Source organism: Reyranella sp. (assembly GCF_036558665.1).
In the GTDB taxonomy this organism is placed as follows: domain Bacteria; phylum Pseudomonadota; class Alphaproteobacteria; order Reyranellales; family Reyranellaceae; genus Reyranella.
In genome coordinates, this window is record NZ_DATBFE010000001.1 from 1 (window position 1) to 25611 (window position 25611).

At 65.5% G+C, this 25611-nt stretch carries 28 protein-coding genes; 14 read left to right on the forward strand and 14 right to left on the reverse strand.

Annotated features, from left to right (window positions below; translation table 11 throughout):
* The 8 genes from VH499_RS00005 to VH499_RS00040 form a co-directional block, all read left to right on the forward strand.
* Positions 1-233, forward strand: a 233-nt coding sequence (locus tag VH499_RS00005; protein WP_332050616.1) for a hypothetical protein, incomplete at its 5' end; no start/stop codon positions are given.
* A gap of 213 nt (positions 234-446) precedes the next feature.
* Positions 447-1823, forward strand: a complete 1377-nt coding sequence (locus VH499_RS00010) for a substrate-binding protein (RefSeq protein ID WP_414709721.1) — start codon at positions 447-449, stop codon at positions 1821-1823.
* Between the two features lie 50 nt (positions 1824-1873).
* Entirely contained in the window at positions 1874-2749 is an 876-nt protein-coding gene (locus VH499_RS00015; RefSeq protein WP_332050617.1) for a branched-chain amino acid ABC transporter permease, read from the forward strand.
* A gap of 13 nt (positions 2750-2762) precedes the next feature.
* Positions 2763-4595 (forward strand): branched-chain amino acid ABC transporter ATP-binding protein/permease, encoded by a 1833-nt coding sequence (locus VH499_RS00020; RefSeq protein ID WP_332050618.1) that lies wholly within the window; start codon positions 2763-2765, stop codon positions 4593-4595.
* On the forward strand, positions 4592-5290 hold the full coding sequence (locus tag VH499_RS00025) for an ABC transporter ATP-binding protein (protein ID WP_332050619.1): 699 nt from the start codon (positions 4592-4594) through the stop codon (positions 5288-5290). Before VH499_RS00020 ends, VH499_RS00025 begins: the two co-directional genes overlap by 4 nt.
* Before the next feature lie 57 nt (positions 5291-5347).
* The gene (locus tag VH499_RS00030) at positions 5348-6256 is read left to right on the forward strand and encodes an oxygenase MpaB family protein (protein WP_332050620.1); all 909 of its coding nucleotides are present in this window, start codon (positions 5348-5350) and stop codon (positions 6254-6256) included.
* Positions 6257-6258: 2 nt separating this feature from the next.
* Positions 6259-6606, forward strand: coding sequence for an ArsC family reductase (locus VH499_RS00035; RefSeq protein WP_332050621.1), 348 nt, complete (start codon positions 6259-6261; stop codon positions 6604-6606).
* Between the two features lie 149 nt (positions 6607-6755).
* Positions 6756-6980: a bacteriocin gene (locus VH499_RS00040; protein WP_332050622.1), complete on the forward strand. Its 225-nt coding sequence runs from the start codon at positions 6756-6758 to the stop codon at positions 6978-6980.
* Between the two features lie 16 nt (positions 6981-6996).
* Here VH499_RS00040 and VH499_RS00045 read toward each other — a convergent pair whose 3' ends face one another.
* Positions 6997-7332 carry a DUF2794 domain-containing protein gene (locus tag VH499_RS00045; protein ID WP_332050623.1) on the reverse strand — a complete coding sequence of 112 codons (336 nt, stop codon included), beginning with the start codon at positions 7330-7332 and terminating at the stop codon, positions 6997-6999.
* A 166-nt stretch (positions 7333-7498) separates the two neighbouring features.
* Here VH499_RS00045 and VH499_RS00050 point away from each other — a divergent pair, with 166 nt between their 5' ends.
* From VH499_RS00050 to der, 3 genes are read left to right on the forward strand one after another with little or no spacing between them, the layout of a single operon-like run.
* Positions 7499-8143, forward strand: coding sequence for a tetratricopeptide repeat protein (locus VH499_RS00050; RefSeq protein ID WP_332050624.1), 645 nt, complete (start codon positions 7499-7501; stop codon positions 8141-8143).
* A 4-nt stretch (positions 8144-8147) separates the two neighbouring features.
* Positions 8148-9488 carry a PQQ-binding-like beta-propeller repeat protein gene (locus VH499_RS00055; protein WP_332050625.1) on the forward strand — a complete coding sequence of 447 codons (1341 nt, stop codon included), beginning with the start codon at positions 8148-8150 and terminating at the stop codon, positions 9486-9488.
* Positions 9475-10923: a ribosome biogenesis GTPase Der gene (gene der / locus VH499_RS00060; RefSeq protein WP_332050626.1), complete on the forward strand. Its 1449-nt coding sequence runs from the start codon at positions 9475-9477 to the stop codon at positions 10921-10923. The genes VH499_RS00055 and der overlap by 14 nt, the downstream gene beginning before the upstream one ends.
* A 2-nt stretch (positions 10924-10925) precedes the next feature.
* Here der and VH499_RS00065 read toward each other — a convergent pair whose 3' ends face one another.
* The 13 genes from VH499_RS00065 to rpsF all read right to left on the reverse strand — a co-directional run bounded on the left by VH499_RS00065 (position 10926) and on the right by rpsF (position 23267).
* Entirely contained in the window at positions 10926-11660 is a 735-nt protein-coding gene (locus VH499_RS00065) for an SDR family NAD(P)-dependent oxidoreductase (RefSeq protein WP_332050627.1), read from the reverse strand.
* 55 nt (positions 11661-11715) lie between these two features.
* Positions 11716-13209, reverse strand: coding sequence for an amidophosphoribosyltransferase (gene purF, locus VH499_RS00070; protein ID WP_414709722.1), 1494 nt, complete (start codon positions 13207-13209; stop codon positions 11716-11718).
* Between the two features lie 10 nt (positions 13210-13219).
* A complete protein-coding gene (locus VH499_RS00075) occupies positions 13220-13819 on the reverse strand; it encodes a CvpA family protein (protein WP_332050629.1) in 600 nt (199 codons plus the stop codon).
* 7 nt (positions 13820-13826) lie between these two features.
* A complete protein-coding gene (gene radA, locus VH499_RS00080; protein ID WP_332050630.1) occupies positions 13827-15290 on the reverse strand; it encodes a DNA repair protein RadA in 1464 nt (487 codons plus the stop codon).
* 1 nt (position 15291) lies between these two features.
* A complete protein-coding gene (locus tag VH499_RS00085) occupies positions 15292-16149 on the reverse strand; it encodes a protein-L-isoaspartate O-methyltransferase family protein (protein WP_332050631.1) in 858 nt (285 codons plus the stop codon).
* 2 nt (positions 16150-16151) lie between these two features.
* Positions 16152-16925, reverse strand: coding sequence for an ABC transporter ATP-binding protein (locus tag VH499_RS00090; protein WP_332050632.1), 774 nt, complete (start codon positions 16923-16925; stop codon positions 16152-16154).
* Positions 16926-16930: 5 nt separating this feature from the next.
* Positions 16931-17710: an ABC transporter permease gene (locus tag VH499_RS00095; RefSeq protein WP_332050633.1), complete on the reverse strand. Its 780-nt coding sequence runs from the start codon at positions 17708-17710 to the stop codon at positions 16931-16933.
* The gene (gene alr, locus VH499_RS00100) at positions 17707-18855 is read right to left on the reverse strand and encodes an alanine racemase (RefSeq protein WP_332050634.1); all 1149 of its coding nucleotides are present in this window, start codon (positions 18853-18855) and stop codon (positions 17707-17709) included. The genes VH499_RS00095 and alr overlap by 4 nt, the downstream gene beginning before the upstream one ends.
* Positions 18856-18863: 8 nt before the next feature.
* On the reverse strand, positions 18864-20393 hold the full coding sequence (locus VH499_RS00105; protein ID WP_332050635.1) for a replicative DNA helicase: 1530 nt from the start codon (positions 20391-20393) through the stop codon (positions 18864-18866).
* A gap of 91 nt (positions 20394-20484) precedes the next feature.
* Entirely contained in the window at positions 20485-21723 is a 1239-nt protein-coding gene (locus VH499_RS00110; protein WP_332050636.1) for a cyclopropane-fatty-acyl-phospholipid synthase family protein, read from the reverse strand.
* A gap of 224 nt (positions 21724-21947) precedes the next feature.
* Positions 21948-22586, reverse strand: a complete 639-nt coding sequence (gene rplI / locus VH499_RS00115) for a 50S ribosomal protein L9 (RefSeq protein ID WP_332050637.1) — start codon at positions 22584-22586, stop codon at positions 21948-21950.
* Between the two features lie 10 nt (positions 22587-22596).
* On the reverse strand, positions 22597-22830 hold the full coding sequence (gene rpsR / locus VH499_RS00120) for a 30S ribosomal protein S18 (protein WP_085933286.1): 234 nt from the start codon (positions 22828-22830) through the stop codon (positions 22597-22599).
* The gene (gene rpsF, locus VH499_RS00125; protein ID WP_332050638.1) at positions 22827-23267 is read right to left on the reverse strand and encodes a 30S ribosomal protein S6; all 441 of its coding nucleotides are present in this window, start codon (positions 23265-23267) and stop codon (positions 22827-22829) included. The genes rpsR and rpsF overlap by 4 nt, the downstream gene beginning before the upstream one ends.
* Positions 23268-23537: 270 nt before the next feature.
* Between rpsF and fabD the strand changes: the two genes are divergently transcribed.
* From fabD to VH499_RS00140, 3 genes are all read left to right on the forward strand, one after another.
* Entirely contained in the window at positions 23538-24479 is a 942-nt protein-coding gene (gene fabD, locus VH499_RS00130; RefSeq protein ID WP_332050639.1) for an ACP S-malonyltransferase, read from the forward strand.
* 13 nt (positions 24480-24492) lie between these two features.
* On the forward strand, positions 24493-25230 hold the full coding sequence (gene fabG / locus VH499_RS00135) for a 3-oxoacyl-[acyl-carrier-protein] reductase (RefSeq protein WP_332050640.1): 738 nt from the start codon (positions 24493-24495) through the stop codon (positions 25228-25230).
* A gap of 131 nt (positions 25231-25361) precedes the next feature.
* Positions 25362-25601: an acyl carrier protein gene (locus VH499_RS00140; RefSeq protein ID WP_092820995.1), complete on the forward strand. Its 240-nt coding sequence runs from the start codon at positions 25362-25364 to the stop codon at positions 25599-25601.
* Positions 25602-25611 lie beyond the last annotated feature (10 nt).

The window sequence follows — 25611 nt, forward strand, 5'->3', positions numbered from 1 at the left end:
CCGGAAGGCTGGCGATCGCCTATGGAAATGCTGGGGGAGGCGGCTTCGGCGCGGAAATCGCAGCGGCGGTTGCCTACGAGTTGCACAATCGGCTGCTGGCGCCGATCCAGCGCGTGGCGGCATCGCCATGGCAGATCGCGGCCGCGATCGCAGCGGCCTGCGAGGTCTCCCTGGAGCTAGATCGGCCAGCCATGGCGGCGGCCACGGCTCCCCGGCTCGAGCACCGGCTTTGATCGCAGGCAGGCTCCCTGCTAGCATCGGCGATCCTGCGGCTCGTCGTCATCGTCCTCCGGCCTGCCGATGAACGGCCGCCGCAAGCCTCTGCGGACTTTCAGCCTTGCATCGCCGGAGCCAGCCGATAGATTCATTCTGATCAATAACTCTGATGAAGGCGGCCCCCGCGAAAGGAGGCCATAGTCGATCCAGAATTGAATAGGGAGGATAAAGTGACGCAAAGAAAATCGCATTCCAGGACATCGGTGTCGCGGCGCGCCGTGCTGAAACATACGGCCGCCGCGGCCGCGGGATTGGGCGCCCTCTATCTCGACCTGCGCTCGCCGTTTCCTTACGCACCCCTTGCTTTCGCGGAGGATCAGCCGCCGATCGGCACCTGGCCGGAAGGCTCCAAGGGCGACACCGTCAACGTCGCCGCAGCCGTGCCGCGCACCGGCACCTACGCCGTGCAGGGCGAGGACGAGCTGAAGGGCTGGGAGCTTGCCGTCGAGCACATCAATGAAGGCAATGATCTGCTCAAGAAGATCGCGCCGAAGGTCACCAAGGGGCTGCTCGGCAAGAAGGTGAACCTGCTCGCCGCCGACTCCGCCGCCAAGCCGAACCAGGCGGTGCAGGCAATCCAGACCTTCATCAACCAGAACAAGATCATCCTGCTGACCGGCTCGACCTCATCGGCGGTTGCGGTCGCGCTCAACAAATTCGCCCAGCGCGAGAAGGTTCTCTACGTCACCGGCATCTCCGGCTCCAACGACACCACGGGCAAGGACTGCGTGCGCTACGGCTTCCGCCAGAATTTCTACGGCGAGACGGCGGCGAACGCGATCGGCCCGGTGCTGGTGAAGGCCTTCGGCAAAAACCGCAAGGCGGCGTTCATGACGCCGGACTACACCTACGGCCACACTGTGACCAAATCGGTGAACGAATATCTGGCCCAGAATGCCGGCTGGACCATGGTGACCAACCAGGTGTCGCCGCTCGGCACGCAGGATTTCAGCCAATATCTCACCAACATCGCCAACTCCGGCGCCGAGTTCCTGGTCAACGTGAACTGGGGCCGCGACGCCGTGCTGTCGATCCAGCAGGCGAAGCAGTTCGGCATCATCCCGAAGATGACGCTCGTGGTGCCGTACCAGATCCCGTTCCTCGCCAAGGAAACAGGGCCGGAGCTCACGGCCGGCGTGTATGCGGCGACCGATTTCTGGTGGACGCTGGAGGACAAATATCCCCTCGCCAAGATGTTCGTCGAGGCGTTCGACAAGAAATACGGCTACAAGCCGGAATGGGGCGCCAACGCCTGCTACAACCAGTTTGCATTCTGGGCGAACGCGGTGGAGACGGCTGGCACCTTCTATCCGCCGGCGGTCATCAAGGCCCTCGAGTCGGGCGCCAAGCTGCAGTCGACGGTTGGCGAGGTGCACTTCCGGCCGGAAGACCATCAACTCGTTCGGCCCGTGATCATCGTCCGCGGCAAGAAGCCGGCCGACATGAAGAACAAGGAGGACTTCTGGGAGGTCCTCGAAGTTCTGCCCGGCGAGCCGCTGATGCAGAAGCCGGACGCCTTCGGCTGCAAGCTCGGCGAGACCACCTGACGCTCTCGGAGCGTCGGTGTTAGCGTGCGGGAGCGATATCGGGGTCGACCGTGTTCACCTGGGCTAATCTCGTCTCGCAAATGTTCAACGGCCTGGCGCTGGGGGCGTTGCTCGCGCTCATCAGCTCCGGGCTGACGATCATCTATGGCACGCTCGGCGTCCTGAACCTTGCGCATGGCGCGATGTTCATGCTCGGCGGCTATGCCGGGTACGTCGCCTTTGACGCGACCGGCTCCTATATCGTCGCGGTGATTGCCGGCACGCTTTTCCTGCTGGTGGTCGGCGTGGTGATGGAGCGGGTGGTCATCCGTCACTTCTATGGCCGCCCGCACGAGGACCAGCTCCTGGTCACGTTCGGTCTCGGCATCTGCTTCGTCGAGGTGGTCCGGCTCTTCTTCTCGAGCCTGACCAAGACCGTGCCGGCGCCCCCCTTGATGTCGGGCATCACCTCGCTTGGCTTCATGTTCTATCCGACCTACCGCCTGGCCGTCGTCGGCATCGTGGCGGTGGCGTTGATCGTCCTCTACCTCGTGCTCTACCGCACCAAGCTGGGAATGATCGTGCGCGCCGGGATCGAGGATTCCGTCATGGTGGATTCGCTCGGAATCGACGTCTATCGCGTGTTCATGATCGTGTTCGGAATAGGTGCCATGGCGGCGGGCTTCGCCGGCATCGTGAATGCGCCGGTCGTGTCGCTGACGCCCGACGTGGGCGAGGCGATCCTGGTGCAGACGTTCGTGGTCGTGGTCATCGGCGGCGTCGGATCGTTCCCCGGTGCGGTCCTCGGCGGCCTGATCGCGGGCGAGATCATCAGCATCACGTCGATGATCAACCCGGGTTATGCCTATGTCATGCTCTTCGCGGCGATGACGCTTGTGCTGCTGATACGTCCACACGGCCTGCTCGGAGCGCGGGGCCGCGAATGAACGCCGCCGTGTGATGTCCGGGCAGCGCCGCTTCCTTGTCGAACTATTGACGGCGATCGCTCTGGTCGCTGCGCCGTTCGTGCTGCCTTATCTCGATTTCGCTCCGAACACCGTGAATCGCATCCTGGTCTGGGGACTGTTCGGCATCGGCTTCGACATCCTGTTCGGCTATACCGGCCTTCTGTCGTTCGGCCAGTCGGCGCTTTATGGTACCGGCGGCTTCGTCGCCGCCTACCTGCTCACCAGGGCGGGCTTCCCGCACGTCGTGCTGGCGTTGATCATCGGCATGATCGCCGCCGCCGTCGTCGGCTATCTGGTCGGGCTGATCGCGCTCAGGCGTACCGGCATCTATTTCGCCATGATCACCGTGGCCATCGCGGAGGTCTTTTACTTCGTCGAGTTCAATCCCCTGGCGGACTGGACCGGCGGCGAAAACGGGCTCCCCGGCGTTCCGGCGCCAACCTTCGACCTGGGGTTCGCCACGCTGCATTTCACGACCGGCTGGTCGCTTTATCCCTTCCTGGCTTTCTTCTATTTCATCGGCATCGTGATCGCGCTGCGCATCGTGCGCTCGCCGGTCGGCGCCATCTTTACCGCGATCCGCGAAAACCCGCTGCGGGCGGCCGCCGTTGGCCACAACATTCACGGCTACAAGCTCGCGGCCTTTGTCATCGCGGCCGCCTATGCCGGCCTGGCGGGCGGCCTTCTCGGCGTGCTCCAGGCGTTCATGCCGCCGGAGGCGTTCACCTTCGACACGTCGGGCCAGCTCGTGATGCAAACGGCCATTGGCGGCCGTGGCACGCTTTTCGGGCCGCTGGTCGGCGCTGCCATCTGGCTCTATCTGCAGGATTTCCTGCAGGCGACCCTCGGACTGGGCGCCGCGTGGAAGCTGGTGCTGGGACTGGTCTTCGTGTTGCTGGTTTGCTTCCTGCGTCAGGGCATCATCGGCGGCCTGAAGGACCTCTATAGAGTTTTCTTCCGCCGGAACGGCTCCGAGGGCGAAGCGCCGGCGGAATCGGTTCCGGCGGCGATGTCCGTGGGCGCGGCTGCCACACCACTGCCGGTCCACCATCGCGTCGCCGAACCGCCGTCCGGTCCGATCCTGAAGGCGACCGGGATCAGCAAGCGGTACGGCGGCCTGCTCGCCAACAGCGACATCGACTTCGTCGTCGACAGCGGCGAGCTGCGCGGCATCATCGGCCCCAACGGCGCGGGCAAGACGACTTTCTTCAAGATGCTGACCTGCGAGATCGCGCCGACATCCGGCACCATCGAGTTTGCCGGGCGCGACATCACCGGAATGAACGTCACCGACGTCTGCCAGCTCGGCCTCACCAAGAGCTACCAGGTAAACCAGCTCTTTTCCCGGCTGACCGTGCGCGAGAACCTGCAGATCGCGGCCCTTGCCGACCTGCGCGGCAAGTTCCGCCTCGATCTCTTCCGCAATCCGGTGCGCATCCCGGGGCTCACCGATCAGATCGACCATACGCTTGCGCTCGTGAGCCTCACGCATCGCGCCGACACGCCGGTCGCGCAGCTCGCCTACGGCGAGAAGCGCCGGCTGGAGATCGGGCTGGCGCTTGCAACCTCGCCCAGCCTGCTGCTGCTCGACGAGCCGCTGGCCGGCATGAGCCCGCAGGAGCGAGTGGAGACCGTCAAGCTGCTGAAGTCGATCCGCCAGGGCCGCACCATGATCGTCATCGACCACGACATGGACGCCCTGTTCGAGCTCGCCGAGCGCGTCACCGTCCTGCAGGAAGGCCGCGTTCTTACCGAGGGCACGCCGGACGAGATCAAGGGCGATCCGGCCGTGCGCGAGGCTTATCTCGGGGGCGTGCTCGAATGAGCCTGCTCGAGGTCCACGGACTGAATTCCTACTACGGGGATTCCCACATCCTGTTCGATCTGGCGCTGCGCGTCGAGAAGAACGAGGTGGTGGCGCTGCTCGGGCGCAACGGCGCTGGCAAGAGCACGACGCTGAAAAGCCTGATGGGCGTGGTGGCGCCGCGTGCCGGCAAGGTGGTGTTCGACGGCCAGAACATTGCCGGCAGGAAAAGCCATACCATCGCCCAGGCAGGAATGCAGCTCGTGCACGAGGAGCGCCGGATCTTCGGCAGCCTGGACGTCGAGGAAAACCTGATCCTGGCTGGTCATACGGCGCCGAAGCGCTGGCCGATCGATCGCATCTGGGAAATGTTTCCACGGCTCAAGGAGCGGCGTACCAGCCGCGGCACGGATCTCTCCGGCGGCGAGCAGCAGATGCTGGCGATCGCCCGCGCGCTCGTCCGCGATCCCAAGATCGTCCTGCTCGACGAGCCGTTCGAGGGCCTGGCGCCGGTGATCGTGCATGACCTGATGAAGGCGTGCCGCGATCTCGCGGCCGCGGGGCAGACGATCGTGATCGTCGAGCAGAACCTCGCCGCCGTGCTGGCGCTTGCGCAGCGCGTCTATATCCTCAACAACGGGCACATGGCTCATGAAGGGCCGGCCGCGGAACTCAAGGCCAATCCCGAGATCCTGCAGCGGCATCTGGGCGTGTAAGGCCAAGTCGGCCGGGGTGCGGTGGACCTCGGGCGAAGCGCTTCCCAAGTAGGAGGCATGGCCGTCTTCGTCCTGCCGTTCCTCGATGCGCTTGCCCGCGATCTCGTCCAGCCGAAGGATGGCCCGCCTGTGGACTTCACGCGGCCGGCTGGCGAGCCGGCGCTGGTGTCGGCGGACTCGGTGTCGTGGCGGATCTTCAAGAACCCTGTCGCTCTGTTCGTGGGCGGCGTAGCGGCGGTGATCCTGGAGCTTGCCGATCCCGCAGTGCGCACGGGAGTCTGGGAGCATTCTTCATTCCGCCGCGAGCCGGTTCATCGCTTGCGTCGCACTGGCCTTGCGGCGATGGTCACCGTCTACGGCGCGGCAAGCGAGGCGCGGGCCATGATCGCTCACGTCGTGCGCCTGCACGAGAAGGTCGCCGGTCGTACCCCAGCCGGCCAGCCCTACCATGCCAACGACGTTGCGCTTCTAACCTGGGTGCAGGCCACGGCGGAATTCGGCTTCGCCCAGGCCTATCGGCAATATGTGAACGCGCTGAGCCTCGAGGAGCTCGACCGGCTCTGCGAGGAAGGGCTTGCGGCGGCGCAGCTCTACGGCGCACTCGATGCCCCGGCTTCGCTGGCCGACCTGGAGCGGCTATTCGAGGCCCGTCGCGAGCGGCTCGAAGCTTCGCCCATCGTGTTCGAATTTCTGGACATCCTCCATGCAGCTCCGGTTTTCCCTCTGGCGATGCGACCGCTGCAGCGGTTGCTGATCCGCGCCGCTGTCGAGCTCGTGCCGGCTTGGATTCGCGCGCGGCTGGGCCTGACGGCGGCCTTCGGCCTGCGCTTTTGGCAGCGACCGCTGGTGCGTCTCGCAGGCGCGCTTGCCGACCGGATCATGCTGCGCTCGAGTCCGGCGGTGCAATCGTGCGTCAGGCTCGGTTTGCCGGCCGACTATCTCTATCGCCGGGGAGGAGGAACGTGACGATGAAACCTGTCGTGATCTACGGCATCAGGAATTGCGACACGATGAAGAAGGCCCGTGCCTGGCTCGATGCGAGGGGCATTCCCTATGCGTTTCACGACTACAAGGTGCAGGGAGTCGATCGCGAGCTTCTTGAGGGCTGGGCGAAGAAGGTGGGCTGGGAGGTACTGCTCAACCGTGGCGGGTCGACCTTCCGCAAGCTGCCCGAGGCCGACAAGGCAGGCCTGACCGAGAAGAAGGCAGTCGCTTTGATGCTGGACCAGCCCTCGATGATCAGGCGGCCGGTTCTCGAGGCGGGCGGCCGGCTGCGGGTCGGCTTCAGCCCTGACACTTACGATGAGATATTTTGACCGTAAATTTCTAGGAGATTCAGGAGATTAAAACATCCACTTGACGTGAATCATCAAAATTACGAAGCTAGAAGAATCGGCCGCGTACGTGGCCGCAATAAAATTGCCAGCGGCCGTTCGGGCCGCCTTTCCCTCTCGAGGTTCTGGCTATGAAGACGAAGGTTTTTGCGCTGATTCTGGTTCCTCTGGCGCTTTCCCTGTCGGCCTGCGGCGATACCTGGGGCCAGCGCGCCGTGACGGGCGGCGCCATCGGTACCGGCGCGGGCCTGGCAGTCGGCGCGCTTGCCGGCTGGCCCCTGGTCGGTCCGGCGCTGGCAGGTGCGGCGCTGGGTGCCGGCATCGGCGCCGTCACGACACCGGGCGGCGTGAAGTAAGTCCTGTTTCGTCGCTCTAACCCAGCAGCAGTTTGAGCTTGCGGTCGAAGATGTGCAGCACGTCTTCGAGGCTGTCGCCATGCGCCAACTTGCGCGGGCCGTTGTAGACCATGTATCCGCCGCCCGTGCCGCCGCCTGGCACCTTGGCGATGGCGAACAGAGGCTGTTCGGCGGTGTGGCGAAAGATCGAGAAGATGGCCATGCCGGGCCGGAAATCGATCGCATAGTCGCGCCATTCGCCTGAGGCTACCCGCATGCTGTAGAGGTTCAGGAGTCGCGACAGTTCACGGCGATCGAAGGAGACGATGCGGCGACGCGCCCGCTGATCGGGTAGGCGGTAGAGATTGGTCATGCAGGCAGCGAGGGGGTCATGCCGTCCGACCGAATTGTTGCAGATGCTTTCCGGAGGGTAAAGCGGCGATCCCCAACCCGGGTCATCCGATGGTTTGCCAAAGCCTCGGGCGGCGGGTATGTACCCGCTGAAGCTGTTGATTTTTCGCAATAATCGGGAGTCGCGCGTGTCCGATCAGGCGGCCTTTCATGAAATTGACGATGCCGTTCGGCAGGACGACCTCAAGGCCTGGTGGAAGCGCTACGGAACCTGGGTCGTGGCCGGCGTCGTCGTGCTGGTGGTCGCGGTCGTCGCGCTGGTCGGATGGCGCCAATATCAGACGGCGCAACGCGCCGCGGCAGGCGCTGCCTACGCGTCGGCGCTGGCTCAGATCGGCAAGGACAACGCGGCCGCCCGGACCGCACTCGACCAGCAGGCCGCGAGCGCGGTCGAGCCCTATCGCTCGCTGGCAGCCCTTGCCGCAGCGCAAATGCGTGACAAGCCTGAAGAACAGGTTGCGGCGTTGCTCGATGTGGCGCCGAAGCTTCCGGGCGAGCTGTCGGAACTGGCGCAGGTGATCGCGGGCTACCGCAGCGTCGATACGGCGAAGGCGGACGAAACGATTGCCGGGCTCGGATCGATCTCGGGCGTCGATCACGCCTTCCGTGGTAGCGTCCTCGAACTGCAGGCCCTGCAAGCTGCGCACAAGGGCGATGTGAAGCGTGCGCGCGAGCTCTGGACCGAGATCGGCAAGGACCCGGCTGCGCCGCAGGGTACCGTGCAGCGCGCGCAGGCGATGCTCAATCTTTACGACGAGCAAGGGGCGAAATAGGCCGATGTCGACCGTGTTGCTGCGCTTGTGCGATCCCCGCGTCCTCCTCGCCGCCACGCTGCTCTCGACCTCGCTCTCCGGCTGCAGCCTCTTCGACAAGAAGGGGCCGCCGCTGCCGGGTGAGCGCATCCCCGTTTTCGCGGAGAGGCGCGATGTCGAACCCGACAACGACATGGCCAACGTTCCGGTCGTGCTGCCGGCGCCCGTCGCGAACGACGCCTGGCCGCAGTCGGGCGGATTCGCCGACTACGCCATGCAGCATCTCGAGATCGGTGCGCAGCCCCAGATCGCCTGGACTGCCGATATAGGCGCCGGTACGACCTCCGATCGCATCCTCACGACGCCGCCGGTGATCGCCGATGGCAAGGTGTTCGTGAAAGACGCGGTGAGCACGGTTTCGGCATTCCGTGCCGATACCGGCGAGCGGCTGTGGAGCGTGACCCTGAAGCCGGAGGATGCACGTGACGAGGGCGAGTTCGGCGGCGGCATCACCTGGTATGGCGGCCGGCTGTTCGTGACGACGGGCTTCGCCGGCGTATTCGCGCTCGATCCCAATAGCGGCACCGAGATCTGGCGGTCGAAGGAAAGCGCGCCGGTGCGCGGTGCGCCGCTCGCCTTCGCCGACCGCGTCTTTGCCATCACCCTGGACGGCAAGCTGCATGCGCTTGCTGCAGTCGACGGCGCCGATCTCTGGTCGTTCTCCAGCTTGCAGGAGGTTTCGGGTTACGTCGACGGGACAAGCCCGGCGGGGTATGGGGATTATGTCGTTGCGCCCTTCCGGTCGGGCGAGCTGGTGGCATTCCACCCCGCTAACAACCGCTCGATCTGGAACGAGTCGCTCGTCGGACGGGGCGCGGAGGCGCGGGCCTTCGGCAATCTTGCCGACATTCGCGGCCGGCCCGTGATCGATCGCGGGCAGGTCTTCGCGATGGGCTCGGCCGGGCAGATCACCGCCGTCGATCTGGCAAGCGGTCAGCGCCGGTGGGAACGCAATTTTGGCGGCAACCAGACGCCCTGGGTCGCTGGCCGCTTCCTGTTCGTCATTACCAGCAGCGACGACGTGGTCGCGCTCGACCGCAGCAACGGCAAGGTGAAGTGGGTGACGCCGCTTACCCAGTATTTCGACGAGAAGCGGCAGAAGCCGATCCTGTGGGGCGGCCCGGTGCTGGCGGGCGATCGCCTGCTGGTGACCGGCACGACCGGAGATCTCCTCGCGCTCTCGCCCTATACCGGCGCCGTCATTGGCAAGGTGGGCCTTGGCGGGCCGGCCCGTCTCGCGCCGGTGATCGCCAACCGGACCATCTATGTCCTGACCGATTCAGGCAGGCTCGTTGCCCTCCGCTGAGCAGGATCGCCGTCTCGACCGGATAGGACCCCGGGTCGCCATCGTCGGGCGGCCCAATGTCGGCAAATCGACGCTGTTCAATCGCCTGGTCGGCCGACGGCGCGCGATCGTGGACGACACGCCGGGTGTGACGCGGGATGTGCGCGAGTCGGCCGCGCAGCTCGGCGATCTTGCCTTCACTCTGCTCGATACCGCGGGCTGGGAAACCGCCGGCGGCGAGGCGCTGGAAGCGCGCATGCGTCGCTTCACCGAGCGCGCCGTTGACGCCGCCGACGTGGTCCTGTTCCTGATCGACGGGCGCGCCGGCGTCCTGCCGCTCGACGAGGCCTTTGCGAGCTGGCTGCGCAAGCGCGCCGCCAAGGTGATCCTGGTCGCCAACAAGTGCGAAGGCCGGGCGGGACAGCAGGGCCTTGCCGAGGCGCACGGCCTTGGGCTCGGCGAGCCCATCCCCGTATCCGCCGAGCACGGAGAAGGTTTGAGCGATCTGCACGATGCGCTTGCCAGCTACATCGCGCCGTTCCCCGAAGAGAGCGAGGATGAAGGCTCTGCGGACGGCGACGGAGAATCCGAAGGCCCGACTGACGAGGAGCTCGCCAAGCGGCCGCTGCTGCTCGCCATCGTTGGCCGTCCCAATGTCGGAAAGTCTACTCTGCTCAATCGCCTGGTCGGCGAGGAGCGGGTGCTGACCGGGCCCGAGGCCGGGATCACCCGCGATGCGATTCGCGTCGAATGGCAGTGGAAAGGTCGGGCGGTGCGGCTGGTCGATACCGCCGGCATGCGCAGGCGCAGCCGCGTCGAGGCCAAGCTCGAGGCCGCCTCCGTCGCCGATACGCTCGACGCGATCCGCCTGGCGGATGTCGCGGTCGTCGTGCTCGATGCCGCCAACATGGCCGAGAAGCAGGATCTCGCGGTAGCGGGCTGGGTGATCGAGGAAGGCCGCGCGCTGGTGATCGCGGTCAACAAGACCGACCTTCTGGCTGACGATCGCAGCGCGGCCGCCAAGGCGTGGCGCAAGCTGCGCGATCGCCTCGAAGCCTCGTTCGCCCAGGTGAAGGACGTGCCGATCGTGGGAGTTTCGGCGTTGAATGGCCGCGGCATCGAGAAGCTGATGCCCGCCGTGTTCGAGACCTACGAGATCTGGAACAAGCGCGTGCCGACGCCGAAGCTCAATCGCTGGCTGCGCGAGGTGGAGACGCTGCATCCGCCGCCGCTGGCACACGGGCGCCGTATCCGTCTGCGCTTCATGACCCAGATCAAGATCCGTCCGCCTACCTTCGTGCTGTCGGTGAGTCAGCCCGAGGGACTCGGCGACGACTATCTGCGCTTCCTGGTCAACCGCCTGCGCGATGATTTCGGCCTGCCAGGCGTTCCGATCCGGCTCACCATGCGCAAGCCGAAGAACCCCTATGCCGTCCGGGCGAAGAAGAAGCGATAGCGCTATGCCACGGCTTCGTCGCCCGCCACCCACTGGCCGTTCAGGGTGCAGGAGGGCAGCGCAAGCCGGATCAGGGCTTCGGCATGGGCTTCGGGCGGCGACACGGTCTCGGGGTCCTCGCCGGGAAACGCCTCCTTGCGCATCCTGGTGCGCGTCGGACCGGGATTATAGAGATTGACCTTCACCGAGGTATGCGCGCTTTCGGCGGCGTAGACGCCGACCATCATGTCGAGCGCGGCCTTGCTGGCCGCATAGGCGCTCCAGTAAGGCACGACCCGGCGCGAGACGCCCGACGTCACGAAGATGGCGCGCCCGGCGTCGGAGCGGCGCAGCAGCGGGTCGAGCGAGCGGATAAGGCGCCAGTTTGCCGTGACGTTCACCGCCAACACACGCTCGAAAATTCTTGGCTCGACGTGCCCGATCGGCGCCAGCTCGCCCAGCAGGCCGGCGTTTCCTAGCAGGACATCGAGTTTGCCGAAGCGCTCGTAGAGGGCGGCGCCGAGTCGGTCGATGCCAGGTCCATCGGTCACGTCGAGCGGCACCAGTGTGGCGCTGCCGCCGACGGCCTTGATCTGGTCGTCGACCGCCTCCAACCCGCCCACGGTGCGGGCGACGAGCACGCAGTGCGCCCCCTCGCGACCGTAGGCCAGTGCCGCCGCCGCGCCCAGGCCACGCGACGCACCGGTCACCAGCGCGACGCGGCCCTTCAGTCTCATGATCTTTGGGACGGCGCGCATCTTGCGCGCCGATGACCCTGGGCGAGCCGGAGGCTTGCGGCCCCGAAGACCATGGTCAGGCCGGTTCGGCGAGGAAGGAGAGCTGGCGGTCCTCGGCCTCGACGAGATCGTCGAGCGGGATCGGGTAGTCGCCCGTGAAGCAGGCATCGCAGAACGAGGGATTGGCCTTGTCGCGGCCGGCCGGCATGCCCATCGCGCGATAGAGACCATCGATCGAGACGAAGGCGAGCGAGTCGACGCCGATGAACTTTGCCATGCCGGCGACGTCGTAGCGTGAAGCCAGCAGCTTCTCCCGCTCGGGCGTGTCGATGCCGTAAAAGCAGGGATCGGTAGTCGGTGGCGCGGCGATGCGCATGTGCACCTCGCGCGCACCGGCGTTGCGCACCATCTCGACGATCTTCATCGAGGTGGTGCCGCGCACGATCGAATCGTCGACCAGCACCACGCGCTTGCCCTCGATATAGGCCCGGTTGGCGTTGTGCTTCAGCCGCACGCCCAGATGCCGGATATTGTCGGCCGGCTCGATGAAAGTACGGCCTACATAGTGGTTGCGGATGATGCCGAGCTCGAACGGCACGCCCGACTGGTGAGCATAACCGATCGCGGCCGGCACGCCGGAATCGGGCACCGGCACGATCACATCGGCAGGCACCGGGCTTTCCTTGGCGAGTTCCACGCCGATACGTTTGCGTGCCTCGTAGACGCCCACGCCCTCGATCCTGCTGTCGGGCCGCGCGAAATAGATGTGCTCGAAGACGCAGAAGCGGCGCTGGTGCCTGGGGAAGGGCCTGATCGAGCGCAACCCTTGGCCGTCCACGATCACGACCTCGCCCGGCTCGACATCACGCACGAAGCGGGCACCCAGTATATCCAGGGCGCAGCTCTCCGAGGTCACGATCCAGGCATCCTCGAGCCGGCCAATGCAAAGCGGGCGCACGCCAAGCGGATCGCGCACGCCGTAGAGTGCCTCGTCCGTCAGCATCAGGAGCGAGTAGGCGCCCTTGACCTTGCCCAAGGCGTCGATGATTCGGTCGACCACCGGCGAATAGGTCGACCGGGCGATCAGGTGATTGATGACCTCGGTATCGGTGGTGGACTGAAAGAGGCAGCCCATTCGCACCAGTTCCTTGCGCAGGATGTAGGCGTTGGTGAGATTGCCGTTATGTGCCAGCGCCAGACCGCCGAAATCGAAGTCGGCGAAGATCGGCTGGATGTTGCGGTCCGACGAGCCGCCTGTCGTGGCGTAGCGATTGTGGCCGATCGCCGAATAACCCTTGAGCTTGGCGATGACCGACTGCTCGCCGAAGATGTCGCCCACCAGGCCGGCCGCACGGTGATTGTGGAAATGACGGCCGTCGAAGGTGACGATGCCGGAGGCTTCCTGCCCGCGATGTTGGAGTGCATGCAGGCCGAGCGCGGTATGGGCGGCGGCATCCGCTGTCCCGTAGATGCCGAACAGCGCACATTCCTCGCGGAACTTGTCGAGGTCGCGGTGTGGACGGGCAGGAGTCACGGCGCGGTTATATCTGGGAGCCGACCCCTGCGCCATCAAGGATAACTCACTGCGACTGTTTGTTTTCCGTCGGCGTCGTCGTCGCGGGCGGCGGTGCGGTCTGCGGCGCGGGGGTCAGGTCGGGCATCGAATCGGCCGGCTTTTGCTGGAGTCGGGTACGGAAGCCCGGCGGCAGGTAGGGTTCGACGAAATTGGCCATATCCTTGATCATCGGAAACGTCGCGCCGCCTTCCACTGCCGGCGGGAGCTGCTTGGGACCCAGGTAGCTGTAAAACAGAAAGGTCGTGCCCATGACGACCCAGGCACAGAGTGCGCCGAATCCGGCCCCCAGGATGCGGTCGGGCTTGGCCAGCGGGCTCGCACGGATGGCGCGGGAAAAGGCATTCGTCAGCATGACCAGCGCAATCAGGCCGCCCACGAAGACCACCAGCATCGAGACGAAATAGGCGAGTTCCGGATTACCCACGAGCTGCTGGATCTGCGGCTGGATCAGGTTCGAGAAATGAACGGCGATCCAGCCGGCCGCGATCCAGGAGGCGATGAAGAGGACGGCGTGCGCGAAGCCCGAAGATACGCCGATGGCCGCACCGAAGACCGCCACGGCAATGACGGCGACGTCGAACACGGTGATGCCAAGCTGCTCCATCGCCCCTCTACCCCCTTTTCTCGTTCGTGACCTGGTCGCGCCGGCGTTCCGGGGCGCCATCGCGCCGCGGTCGCCCGAGGGGCCGATCGGCCGGTTGGAAACGCGTCACAAGGTCTGATAGATGCTCGATTTCGTCAACAACGATGCCCTCGGCCGTTCGCGGCGGCGACACCGAACCGGTGCGGCTGCGCGGCACGAGCGCCGTGCGGAACCCGAGCTTTGCCGCCTCGCGCAGGCGCGCCTCGCGCTGGCCTACCGGCCGCACTTCGCCGCCCAGGCCGATCTCGCCGAACACGACCATGTCGGGCGGTACCGCTTCGTCGGCGAGCGACGAGACGACAGCTGCCGCCACCGCGAGATCCGCTGCTGGCTCTCCTATGCGCAGTCCACCCGCGACATTGAGGTAGACGTCATTGGCGCCGATGCTGACCTGACAGCGCGCCTCCAGGACCGCCAGCACCATGGCAAGCCGGTTGGAATCCCAGCCGACCACGGCGTGGCGCGGTGTGGCGAAGGAAGAGGGCGCCACCAGCGCCTGGATCTCCACCAGCACCGGCCGCGTCCCCTCGATGCCGGCGAATACGCAGGCGCCGGAGACCTGCCCGCGCCGCTCGGCGAGAAACAGGGCGGAGGGATTGGCGACATCATTCAGCCCGCGATCGGACATCTCGAACACGCCGATTTCGTCAGTCGGACCAAACCGGTTCTTCACGGTACGCAGGATGCGGAACTGGTGTCCGCGTTCGCCTTCGAAGTAGAGCACCGTATCGACCATGTGCTCGAGCACGCGCGGACCGGCGATGGCGCCGTCCTTCGTGACATGGCCCACCAGCAGAACCGCGATGCCGCGCCGCTTGGCGAGTTCGACCAGCGCCTGCGCGGCGGCGCGCACCTGGGTCACGGTCCCGGGCGTGCTCTCGACCGTATCGAGCCACATGGTCTGGATCGAATCGATCACCGCGACCTTCGGCGCATCGGGCCGCTCGAGCGTGGCCACGATATCGCGGATGGAAGTAGCAGCTGTGAGATGCACCGGTGCGTTGTGCAGTCCCAGCCGCTCGGCTCGCAGGCGCACCTGATCGAGCGCCTCCTCGCCCGAGATATAGGCGCATGCCGTATGCTGACTGGCCAGTGCGGCGGCGACCTGCAAGAGCAGCGTCGACTTGCCGATGCCAGGATCGCCGCCGATCAGCAGGGCTGAGCCCACGACCAGCCCGCCGCCGCAGACGCGATCGAACTCGGCGATGCCGCTCCTGTAGCGGGGCGGCTGTGGCGTCGAGCCGGTGAGGCCGGCGAATTCGAGCAATCGTCCCTTACCGCCGCGCGACAGGCCGCCGCTGGCCGGGCCCGGCGAGGGAGCCGCTTCCTCGGCGATCGTGTTCCATTCGCCGCAGCTCTCGCAGCGGCCGCTCCACTTGCTGGTGACGGCGCCGCAGGACTGGCAGACGAAGCGATTCAGCGACCGGGCCATGTCAGTGCAGCTCGTGCCTGGAGAGGCACCAGCGGTCGCGATGCAGCCAGCACCACTCGTCCTTGTCGTGGACGTCGCGACGCAGGCTGCGCACGGCCTGTTGTCCGGCCGGATCGCCGAGCGCCGCCTCGAGGGCCGCTTCGTCCTCGGCACTGCGCGCGCCGGCGCAGGGATAAAACCCGACCCAGCCCGTCGAGCGTGCCGCGAAGCCGTCGCCGCGGCGGTCGAGGCGCAGCATGAAGCCGCTACGCTGGGAGAAGCTGGCGGACGTCAGCGGCAGCAGCAGGCGGCCGCCGTCAGCCAGCGCGTCCAGCCACCAGTCGTGTGGCGCCGTCGCGCCGGCGAAGGCCACAATCAGGTCCCAGCTTCCCTCGATCGGTGCGCGGGCGTCGCCTTGCCGGATACAAGCCGCCGGCCATGCCGTGAGATTGCGTTTGGCGATCGCCGCCAACGAGGCATCGATTTCGATGCCCTCGACGCGGCCGTTCGGTCCGACCAGCTCGGCCAGCACGGCCGTGTAGTAACCCGATCCGGCGCCGATCTGCAGCACGCGCTCGCCGTCCTTCACGGCGATGCGGTCGAAGTGGCGTGCCCACAACAGCGGTTCGCCGATATTGAGCCGTCGCTCCTCGTCCAGCGCGACCAGTACGTTGTGATAAAGCCGGCGCGGGTCGGCGTCGGGTGTCGTCCAGTAGCCGTCGATGAAGTGGAGGATGCGCCATGGCCCGGGGCCGGCGAAGCGCTCGCGTGGCACCGTGGCGAAGGCATCGATCACGCGTTCGTCGCGGAGATGGCCGATGGCGCGCAGCTCCTCGGCGAACCAGCGACGCGCCTGCGCGAGACCGGGCTGGCGGGCCATCGTCAGAGCCTCCGGATCTGCATCTGGATCGGCCCCTCGGCACGGCCGTGGATGAACTGGTCGACATGGGGGTTGCCGCAATGGTCGATCGCGGCCACCGGCCCTTGCCAGATCAGCTTGCCGTCGTGGAGCATGGCGATACGGTGGCCGATCTTGCGCGCACTTGCCATGTCGTGCGTGATCGAGACCGCGGTGGCGCCGAGGTCGCTGACACACTTCACGATCAGCTCGTTGATCACGTCGGCCATGATCGGATCGAGGCCTGTGGTGGGTTCGTCGAAGAAGATGATCTCGGGTTCACGCGCGATGGCGCGGGCAAGCGCCACTCGCTTCTGCATGCCGCCCGACAGTTCGGACGGAAAGAGCTCGCCGATCTCCGGTCCCAGCCCGACTGCCCCCAGCTTGGCGATGGCGACCTCGCGCGCCCTGGCCGGGGCCATTCCGTCGCTCTGGATCGGCCCGAAGGCGACGTTCTCCCAGACCGGCAGTGAGTCGAACAGCGCACCACCCTGGAACAGCATGCCGAACTTGCGCATCACCGACTCGCGGCCGCGGCCGTTGAGCCCGACCGTTTCCTCGCCGTCGATCCTGATCGAGCCGGAGTCGGGCCGCATCAGGCCGAGGATGCATTTCAGCAGCACCGACTTGCCGGTGCCCGATCCGCCGATCACCACCATCGATTCGCCTTTAGCGACGTCGAGATCGATGCCGCGCAGCACCTTCTTCGGCCCGAAGGCCTTGGTCACGCCGCGCAACGAGATCTTCGGGGAAGCCATCGTCTCTAGCGCGCAAAGAAGGCTTCGGTGATGAAGTAGTTGAAGGTGAGGATCAGGATCGAGGCCGAGACCACCGCATTGGTCGTCGCCATGCCGACACCCTGGGCGCCGCCTTTCGACGTATAGCCGTGATAGCAGCCCATCAGCGTGATCAGGAAACCGAACACCGCCGCCTTCACCAGTCCCGAGAACACGTCCTGAAACTGCAGGAAGTCCATGGTGTTGCGCAGGTAGCTGATGGCATTGAAATCGAGCTTGTAGACGCCGACCAGATAGCCCCCCAGCACGCCGATGATGTCGGCGACCAGCACCAGCATCGGCATCGTGACGATGCCCGCGATCAGGCGCGGGGCGACCAGATATTTCAGGGGATCGGTCGAGAGCGTGTCGAGGGCGTCGATCTGCTCGGTGACGCGCATGGTGCCGATCTCTGCCGCCATGGCAGCGCCGACACGGCCGGCCACCATCAAACTCGCCAGCACCGGCCCCAGTTCGCGGGTGAGGGAGACGACGACGACGTTGGGGATCGCGCTTTCGGCGGAAAAGCGGGCGAAGCCGGTGTAGCTCTGCAGCGCCAGCACCATGCCGGTGAAGATCGCCGTCAAGCCGACGACCGGCAGCGAGTAGTAGCCGATCTCCAGCATCTGCCGCACGATCTGCCGATGATAGTACGGCGGCTGCACCGCCTGGCGGATCGCTTCGCCGGCGAATGCCGTCACTGCGCCGATGCCCGCCAGAAAGGCCAGCGTCACGCGGCCGAGAAGGGTAACCAACGGCACGTTCATGGACCGCCCTCGGGCGCTTCGTCGACATAGAGGCGTGCGTAGCGGCGACCCAGCGCGGTCATCACCTCATAGGCGTTGGTGCGCGCATGATCGGCCAGATCGTCGGCCGTCATGTGCTCGCCCAGCACTTCGACGGTGGCGCCCGGCCGGCACGCGGCCTCGGGCACGTCGGTCACGTCGATCGTGACCAGATCCATGGAGATACGACCGATTACGGGCACACGATGACCGGCGATGTGCACATGGGCGCGATTGATGAGATTGCGGAAATAGCCGTCGGCATATCCAAGCGCGATCGTGGCCACGCGACTTGGCCGCGCGGATCGCCAAGCGGCACCGTATCCAACGGTCTGCAAAGCGTCAATCACACGGGTCTGCAAGATGCGCACGTCCAGCTTTACCGTCGGCAGCATCGGGTTGGGCTGGCCGGGCAACGGATTGATGCCATAGAGGGCGGCGCCGGGCCGCAGGAGATCGAAGTGGTAGTCGGGCCCGAGAAAGATGCCCGACGAATTGGCAAGCGAGGCGGGGGCGCCCGGCATCGCCTGCACGAAGGTGCGGAAGCGCGCAAGCTGCTCGCCGTTGACCGGATTGCCGGGCTCTTCCGACACGACGAGGTGGCTCATCAGCAGCGCAAGGCGGAGCCCGCGCAGGCGACCGCGTTCATTGATCACTACCTGCGCTTCCTCCGGCCCGAAGCCCAGACGGTGCATGCCCGTGTCGATGTGGATCACCGCATCGAGCGCGCGATTGTAGCGTTGTGCAGACGCCCGCCAGGCATTGAGCTGGCCGAGGTGATTGAGCACCGGCGTCAACTCGTGCTCGACAAAGTCGGCCTCGGTGCCGGGCAACAGGCCGTTCAGGACGTAGATCGGAAGACCGGGCAGGACAGCGCGCAGCGCAATGCCTTCATCGATGTGCGCAACGAAGAAATGCCGGCAGCCTTCGCCCGCCAGCCGTGGCCCGACGACTGCCGCGCCGGTGCCATAGGCGTCGGCCTTGACGACGGCGGCGCACTCGACCGGACGGCCGGTAGCGCGACCGGCGTCGCGCAGCCCGCGCCAGTTGGCGGCGATGGCGGCGAGGTCGACGGTCAGGATCGCGCCAGCCCGGCGCGTCGCGTCGGTGTCGGGGGGAGTGGACACGGAAGATCTTAGAAGATCGGCGCGCCCGACCGATCGTCGTCGGCCGGCAGGTTGCCGAATTTGGTGAACTGGCCTTCGAACGCCAGCCGGACGATGCCGGTCGGGCCGTGACGCTGCTTGGCGACGATCACCTCGGCCTTGCCGTACTGCTGCTCGCAGCGCTGCCGCCAGGCATCGTGCCGCTCGTTGAAGCGCTGGTCGCTTTCCTCCGCACGGCGCTGTGGCTCGTCGCGCATCAGGTAGTACTCGTCGCGATAGATGAACATCACAACGTCGGCATCCTGCTCGATAGAGCCCGATTCGCGCAGATCGGCAAGCTGGGGACGCTTGTCCTCGCGCTGCTCGACGGCACGACTGAGCTGGCTGAGCGCCAGCACGGGTACATCGAGTTCCTTGGCAAGCGTCTTGAGGCCGCGGGTGATCTCCGACACCTCCTGTACGCGGTTCTCCTGACGTGTCTTGCCCGACGGCGCCAGCAATTGCAGGTAGTCGACGATCAACAGTCCCAGGCCGTGGCTGCGCTTGAGGCGGCGTGCGCGCGTACGCAATGCCGCGATCGACAGCGCCGGCGTGTCGTCGATGAAGAAGTTCAGGTGCTCGAGTTCATGAGCCACCGACAGAACCCGGTCGAAGTCCGCACTGATCAGTTCACCCTTGCGAATCTTCTCGGAGGGGATCTCCGCCTGCTCGGAGATCATGCGGGTGGCGAGCTGTTCAGCCGACATCTCCAGCGAGAAGAAGCCGACGACCGCCCCATCCACCACCTTCACGTGGCCGTTGGTGTCATGCTCTTCGCGATAGGCCTTGGCCGCGTTGAAGCCGATATTGGTCGCCAGCGAGCTTTTGCCCATGGCCGGGCGGCCGGCGAGGATGATCAGGTCCGACTTGTGCATGCCGCCGAGAAGCTGGTCGAGCTGGAACAGGCCGGTAGCGACACCCGTGAGCTGGCCGGCGCGATGGTAGGCGGCCTCGGCGGCCTCCATCGCCTCGGTCAGCGAGGCGCGAAATGGTTTGAAGCCGCCTTCGATCTGGCCGACGCTGGCGAGATCGTAGAGCTGCTTCTCAGCAGTCTCGATCTGCTCCATGGCACTTTCTTCGAGCGTCGGCCTGAAGGCGCCGTTCACCACATCGTGGCCGAGAGCGATGAGCTGGCGGCGCAGGTAAAGATCGTGGACCACGCGTCCGTACTGCTCGGCGTCGATGACATGAACCGAGGCTGCGGCGAGGTTCGCGAGATATTCCGCGCCGCCGGCCTCTTTCATCGCCTCATCCTGCTCGAGGTAGGTCTTGAGCGTGATCACGCTCACGACCTGACCCTTTTCGATCAGGCGTGCCACATCATCAAAGAGCTTGCCGTGCAGGGCGTTCGCAAAGTGCTCGCCCTTCAGGAACTCGCCGACCCGATGATAGGCGTTGTTGTTGACGAGGATCGATCCCAACAGGGCCTGTTCCGCCTCGAGATTCTCCGGCGGCAGGCGAATGTGCGGTTCTTCGACGCCCGGAAGCAGGGCGATCCTGGGATCTTGTTTGGGCTCCATGGGAGAGCCTTTGCCACTTGGAGGGGGACGACTCTACGGCAAAAAGACTATCCCATGAGATGCCCACAGTGAATTGGAACAATCATGTGGGCTATTCCGCCGCCATCGAGCTGGCGACCCCGACTCCTCGTTCTGCATCCACCATGTAATCGCGCGTCAGGGGCACGGCATCCTGTTTCCGGGCGATCTGAATCTGGAACACCATCTGATTCATGTACCGGAACGCCACTTCGCAGCCCGCGAGATAGAACTCCCACATGCGGCAGAAGCGTTCGTCATAGCCGGCCATCTGCTTGATGCGTTCGCGGTTGGCGTTGAATCGGCTGCGCCAATGGCGAAGGGTTCGCGCGTAGTGCAAGCGCAGGACCTCGACGTCGGTGACCCACAGGCCGACCTTTTCGATCGCCGTCAGCACTTCCGAGAGGGCCGGAGTGTAGCCGCCCGGGAAGATATACTTCTTCAGCCAGGTATTCGTGCCGCCGGGGGGTTCCATGCGGCCGATGGCATGCAGCAACATCACGCCGTCTTCCTTGAGGAGCCCCTTCACCTTGCGGAAGAACTCGAGGTAGTGGGCGACGCCCACGTGCTCGAACATGCCGACTGATACGATCCGGTCGTAGCGTCCCGACTCCTCGCGATAGTCCAGCAGCTTGAACCGCACCCGGTCGGCAAGGCCGCCCTCCAGCGCGCGCCGGCTCGAGACGGCGAGCTGCTCCTTCGACAGCGTCACGCCGGTGACGTCGACGCCGAATTCCTGGCTGAGGAAGAGGCCCATGCCTCCCCAGCCCGATCCGATGTCGAGAACGTTCTGGCCCGGTCGCAGCAGCAGCTTGGCGGCGATATGGCGCTTCTTGTCGAGCTGGGCCTGTTCGAGCGGCTCCTCGCCGGTCTTGAAGTAGGCGCAGGAATACTGGCGATCGCGATCGAGGAAAAAGTCATAGAGCTGGTCGTTGAGGTCGTAGTGATGCGCGGCGTTGCGCGCCGCCCGGCCGACCGGATTGTACTGCTCGACCGTGCGGACAAGGCGCTGGAAGCCGTAGGACCAGCGCACGAAGGGGGTCGTTTCGAATGCCGCCATGTTGCGGCCGAGGAGGTCGAGCAGGTCGTAAATATCGCCATTCTCGACGGTCAGCTTGCCGTCCATGAAGGCTTCGCCAAGCGCCAGGCGCGGATGCAGCAGGAGCCGCAAGCCGGTCCACCGACCGCGGAGCCGCACCGTGACCGCAGGTCCGGGCCGGGCCCCCTGGACCCGATGCGAACGGCCTGCCGCATCGATGATCGTCAGTTGGCCTTCCCCCAATACGCGGGAAAGAACCTGGGCAAACAGCATCGTCGGACCACCCTCACAAGCCGGTGAAAACAAATCGATTCCACCGGAAATGCCACGTTGTCGCCTCAAATGTTAATACCAACGGTCTTTTCAATGCAAAGGCCTCTAGAAAGAAAATTACTCAGCTGTCTCGAAGTTCCATTGGCACAAAATAAAACGCCTGCCGTCGCGGGCGTGCGACGACAGGCGTCTGTCGGCAGGTCGGGCGCGCGGCCCGGATCGGCCTATTTCTCTTCGCTTCTGGCTTCTTCACCTGCGGTCGTCTCGGCCGCTCCGCCTTCGGCGGCGGGCTTGGCCTCGAAAAGCGCGGCGGCCTGCTCGGCCGCCCGCTGGGCGGCCTCCGCTGCTTCGAGCGCGGCGCGCTCGGTCTCGGCAACGAGCGTGCCGCCCTTGGCGAGGAAGTCGGCCTCGTCGGGTGAACGGGCAACCAGCGCCATGATCTCGACCGCCACCTCGGGATGGAGATGGACCTTGATCGCATGGGCGCCCAACGCCTTGATCGGCTTGTCGAGCTCGACCTGGCCGCGGGCAATCTTTACACCAGCAGCATTGGCTGCGTCCGCGACGTCGCGCGAGGTGACGGAGCCATAGAGCTGCAGGGACTCCGATGCCTGACGGATCAGGGTGACCTTGAGGTCCTTCATCTTGGCCGCCGCGGCTTCCGCCTCGGAGCGGCGTTCGAGATTCTGCGCCTCGAGCACCTTACGCTGCGACTCGAAGTAGGCGACGTTGTCCTTGGTGGCGCGCAGGGCCTTCTTCTGCGGCAGGAGGAAGTTGCGGGCGAAGCCGGGCTTCACCTTCACCACGTCGCCCATCTGGCCGAGCTTGGGGACGCGTTCCAACAGGATGACGCTCATGGGCATGGCGCGCTCCTCAGGAGATCACGTAGGGAAGGAGCGCCAAGAAGCGGGCGCGCTTGATCGCCTGGGCGAGCTCGCGCTGCTTCTTGGACGACACCGCGGAGATGCGGCTGGGCACGATCTTGCCGCGCTCCGAGATGAAGCGCTGCAGCAGCCGCACGTCCTTGTAGTCGATCTTCGGCGCATTGGCGCCCGAGAAAGGGCAGCTCTTGCGGCGGCGGGTAAACGGGCGACGCTGGGCGCTCATTCTTCGTCTCCTGCAGGGGCCGGAGCTTCATCGCCGAAGCGCGGACGCTCGCGGCGCGGAGGGCGATCGCCCCAGCCGCGGTCGCGATCGCCCGAGGGGCGGTCGGCCTTCTCGCTGGCGCGCAGCATCACGGCCGATGGTCCTTCCTCCAACTCATCGACCCGGACCGTCAGGTAGCGGAGGATGTCTTCGTTGATCGACATCGTGCGCTCTAGCTCCTTTACCGCGGCCGGCGGAGCGTCGATGTTGAGCAGGGTGTAGTGTCCCTTGCGGTTCTTCTTGATCCGGAAGGTGAGCGAGCGCAGGCCCCAATATTCCTTCTTGGGAACGGTGCCGCCGAGGCCAGTCACCAGTTCTGTGAACTGGTTGGTGAGCGCCTCCACTTGCGTAGCCGGTACGTCCTGGCGCGCAATGAAGACGTTTTCGTAAAGTGCCAACTCCGAAGCTCCTTATGGCTGTTAGCGACCCGGCGTTCGTCGCGGCCCTCAAAAAAGGCTCGACCGGCAACCGCCCGGATCTAGCCGGCCCTTTGCCCGGGCGGATCTGCCTCGAACTGGACCGGCAAGGAGACGGGGCCGATTCAGGCCCCGAAGAGGGGCGGTTATACAGGCTAATTGCCGTGAATCAAGGCCGTTCCGGCCGCCTTCCGGGTGGGATATAGGGACACCGCTTCGAGCCCAGGACGAGGCGAAAACCGGGGGAGCCTTATGAGTCGCGCTTTTGTATTTCCGGGACAGGGTTCCCAGGCGTTGGGCATGGGGGCGGACCTTGCCGGAGCTTTCGCCACCGCCCGGGACGTGTTCGCGGAGATCGACGAGGCCCTGAAGCAGAACCTGTCCAGGCTGATGCGCGAAGGACCCGAGTCCGATCTTGTCCTGACGGAAAATGCCCAGCCGGCGCTGATGGCCGTAAGCGTGGCGGTCGTGCGGATCCTGGAGAAGGACGGCGGCCGGCCCTTGCCCACGCTTGCCTCGCACGTGGCCGGGCATTCGCTCGGTGAATATTCAGCGCTTGCGGCGGCTGGCGCGCTCAAGCTCGCCGACGCGGCCCGGCTTCTGAAGTTGCGTGGCCAGTCCATGCAGAAAGCCGTGCCGGTCGGCGAAGGCGCGATGGCGGCCTTGCTGGGGATCGAGTTCGAGGCCGCGCAAGCGGCTTGCAAGGAGGCAGCGCAAGGGGAAGTCGTCACCGTCGCCAACGACAATGGCGGCGGCCAGATCGTCGTGAGCGGCGACAAGGCTGCCGTGGAGCGGGCGATCGAAGCGGCCAAGGCAAGGGGTTGCAAGCGCGGCATGCTGCTGCCGGTAAGCGCGCCCTTCCATTGCCCGCTGATGCAGCCCGCGGCCGACGCCATGCAAACGGCATTGGACAAGGTGGCGCTCGAGACGCCACGGGTGCCGCTGGTTGCCAACGTGCTGGCATCGGAGATCACCCGTCCCGAGGAGATCAAGCGACGCCTGGTGGAACAGGTCACCGGACTCGTGCGTTGGCGCGAAACCGTGCAATACATGCGGTCGAACGGCGTCGACACCCTGGTGGAGTGCGGCTCGGGGAAGGTCCTTTCCGGGCTGGTGAAGCGGATCGACAAGGAAATGACGGGTGTGGCGTTGAATGCGCCGGCCGACATCGAAGCCTTCCTGAAAACGGCGTGAGGAGCGGGACGCCATGTTCGATCTCAGTGGCAAGGCGGCTCTGATCACCGGTGCTTCCGGCGGCATTGGGGGAGCGATCGCGCGGACGCTTCATGCGCAGGGCGCGACGGTCGTGCTTTCGGGCACACGGACCGAGGCCCTGCAGCAGCTCAGGGGGATGCTCGGCGAGCGTGCCCACGTGATCGTGGCAAGGATGGACGACCCGGCGGATATCGAGCGCCTCGCCAAGGAGGCCGAGACCGTAGCGGGCAAGATCGACATCCTGGTGAACAATGCCGGCATCACCCGCGATAACATCTCGATGCGGATGAAGGACGAGGAATGGGAGAAGGTGCTGCAGGTCAACCTCACCGGCACGTTCAAGCTCACGCGTGCGGCAATGCGCGGCATGATGAAGCGTCGTTTCGGCCGCGTGATCAACATCACCTCGGTCGTCGGCGTTACCGGCAATCCGGGCCAGGCGAACTACGCCGCCGCCAAAGCCGGCCTGATCGGCATGTCGAAGTCGCTCGCCCAGGAACTGGCCTCGCGCGGCGTCACCGTGAACTGCGTGGCACCCGGCTTCATCGCCACGCCCATGACGGATGTCCTGACCGACGAACAGAGAAATGCCATTCTCGGCCGTGTGCCGGCCGGTCGCCTCGGCACGCCCGAGGAGATCGCTTCGGCCGTGCTCTATCTGGCCAGCGACGAGGCCGCGTACGTCACGGGGCAGACCCTGCACATCAACGGCGGCATGGCGATGATCTGAGGGATTCGGGCACAAGTGCCTGATTCTGTGGGCTTTCCGGCGCTGGCCTTGGCCGGGGAGCTATGTTAGGAGAGCCTGAATTCGTCGTCCCCTTCGGCGAGCCGGATTGAAGATCACGGGAAGGACAACAAATGAGCGATATTGCCGAACGCGTTAAGAAGATCGTCGTCGAGCATCTCGGGGTCGAAGCGGCCCAGGTGAAGGAAGATGCCAAGTTCATCGACGATCTCGGCGCCGACAGCCTCGACACCGTCGAGCTGGTGATGGCGTTCGAAGAGGAATTCGGCATCGAGATTCCCGACGACGCCGCCGAGAAGATCCAGACCGTCGGCGACGCCATCGGCTTCATCAAGAGCAACGCCAAGTCCTGATCAGCGCCGG

What these genes read in the sequence shown, in the direction of transcription:
- VH499_RS00020 (WP_332050618.1), top strand. Translation starts at nt 2,763, where the DNA reads ATGTCCGGGCAGCGCCGCTTCCTTGTCGAACTATTGACGGCGATCGCT.
- VH499_RS00025 (WP_332050619.1), top strand. Translation starts at nt 4,592, where the DNA reads ATGAGCCTGCTCGAGGTCCACGGACTGAATTCCTACTACGGGGATTCC.
- VH499_RS00030 (WP_332050620.1), top strand. Translation starts at nt 5,348, where the DNA reads ATGGCCGTCTTCGTCCTGCCGTTCCTCGATGCGCTTGCCCGCGATCTC.
- VH499_RS00035 (WP_332050621.1), top strand. Translation starts at nt 6,259, where the DNA reads ATGAAACCTGTCGTGATCTACGGCATCAGGAATTGCGACACGATGAAG.
- VH499_RS00040 (WP_332050622.1), top strand. Translation starts at nt 6,756, where the DNA reads ATGAAGACGAAGGTTTTTGCGCTGATTCTGGTTCCTCTGGCGCTTTCC.
- VH499_RS00045 (WP_332050623.1), bottom strand. Translation starts at nt 7,332, where the DNA reads ATGACCAATCTCTACCGCCTACCCGATCAGCGGGCGCGTCGCCGCATC.
- VH499_RS00055 (WP_332050625.1), top strand. Translation starts at nt 8,148, where the DNA reads ATGTCGACCGTGTTGCTGCGCTTGTGCGATCCCCGCGTCCTCCTCGCC.
- VH499_RS00065 (WP_332050627.1), bottom strand. Translation starts at nt 11,660, where the DNA reads ATGCGCGCCGTCCCAAAGATCATGAGACTGAAGGGCCGCGTCGCGCTG.
- purF (WP_414709722.1), bottom strand. Translation starts at nt 13,209, where the DNA reads ATGGCGCAGGGGTCGGCTCCCAGATATAACCGCGCCGTGACTCCTGCC.
- VH499_RS00075 (WP_332050629.1), bottom strand. Translation starts at nt 13,819, where the DNA reads ATGGAGCAGCTTGGCATCACCGTGTTCGACGTCGCCGTCATTGCCGTG.
- radA (WP_332050630.1), bottom strand. Translation starts at nt 15,290, where the DNA reads ATGGCCCGGTCGCTGAATCGCTTCGTCTGCCAGTCCTGCGGCGCCGTC.
- VH499_RS00085 (WP_332050631.1), bottom strand. Translation starts at nt 16,149, where the DNA reads ATGGCCCGCCAGCCCGGTCTCGCGCAGGCGCGTCGCTGGTTCGCCGAG.
- VH499_RS00090 (WP_332050632.1), bottom strand. Translation starts at nt 16,925, where the DNA reads ATGGCTTCCCCGAAGATCTCGTTGCGCGGCGTGACCAAGGCCTTCGGG.
- VH499_RS00095 (WP_332050633.1), bottom strand. Translation starts at nt 17,710, where the DNA reads ATGAACGTGCCGTTGGTTACCCTTCTCGGCCGCGTGACGCTGGCCTTT.
- VH499_RS00105 (WP_332050635.1), bottom strand. Translation starts at nt 20,393, where the DNA reads ATGGAGCCCAAACAAGATCCCAGGATCGCCCTGCTTCCGGGCGTCGAA.
- VH499_RS00110 (WP_332050636.1), bottom strand. Translation starts at nt 21,723, where the DNA reads ATGCTGTTTGCCCAGGTTCTTTCCCGCGTATTGGGGGAAGGCCAACTG.
- rplI (WP_332050637.1), bottom strand. Translation starts at nt 22,586, where the DNA reads ATGCCCATGAGCGTCATCCTGTTGGAACGCGTCCCCAAGCTCGGCCAG.
- rpsR (WP_085933286.1), bottom strand. Translation starts at nt 22,830, where the DNA reads ATGAGCGCCCAGCGTCGCCCGTTTACCCGCCGCCGCAAGAGCTGCCCT.
- fabD (WP_332050639.1), top strand. Translation starts at nt 23,538, where the DNA reads ATGAGTCGCGCTTTTGTATTTCCGGGACAGGGTTCCCAGGCGTTGGGC.
- fabG (WP_332050640.1), top strand. Translation starts at nt 24,493, where the DNA reads ATGTTCGATCTCAGTGGCAAGGCGGCTCTGATCACCGGTGCTTCCGGC.
- VH499_RS00140 (WP_092820995.1), top strand. Translation starts at nt 25,362, where the DNA reads ATGAGCGATATTGCCGAACGCGTTAAGAAGATCGTCGTCGAGCATCTC.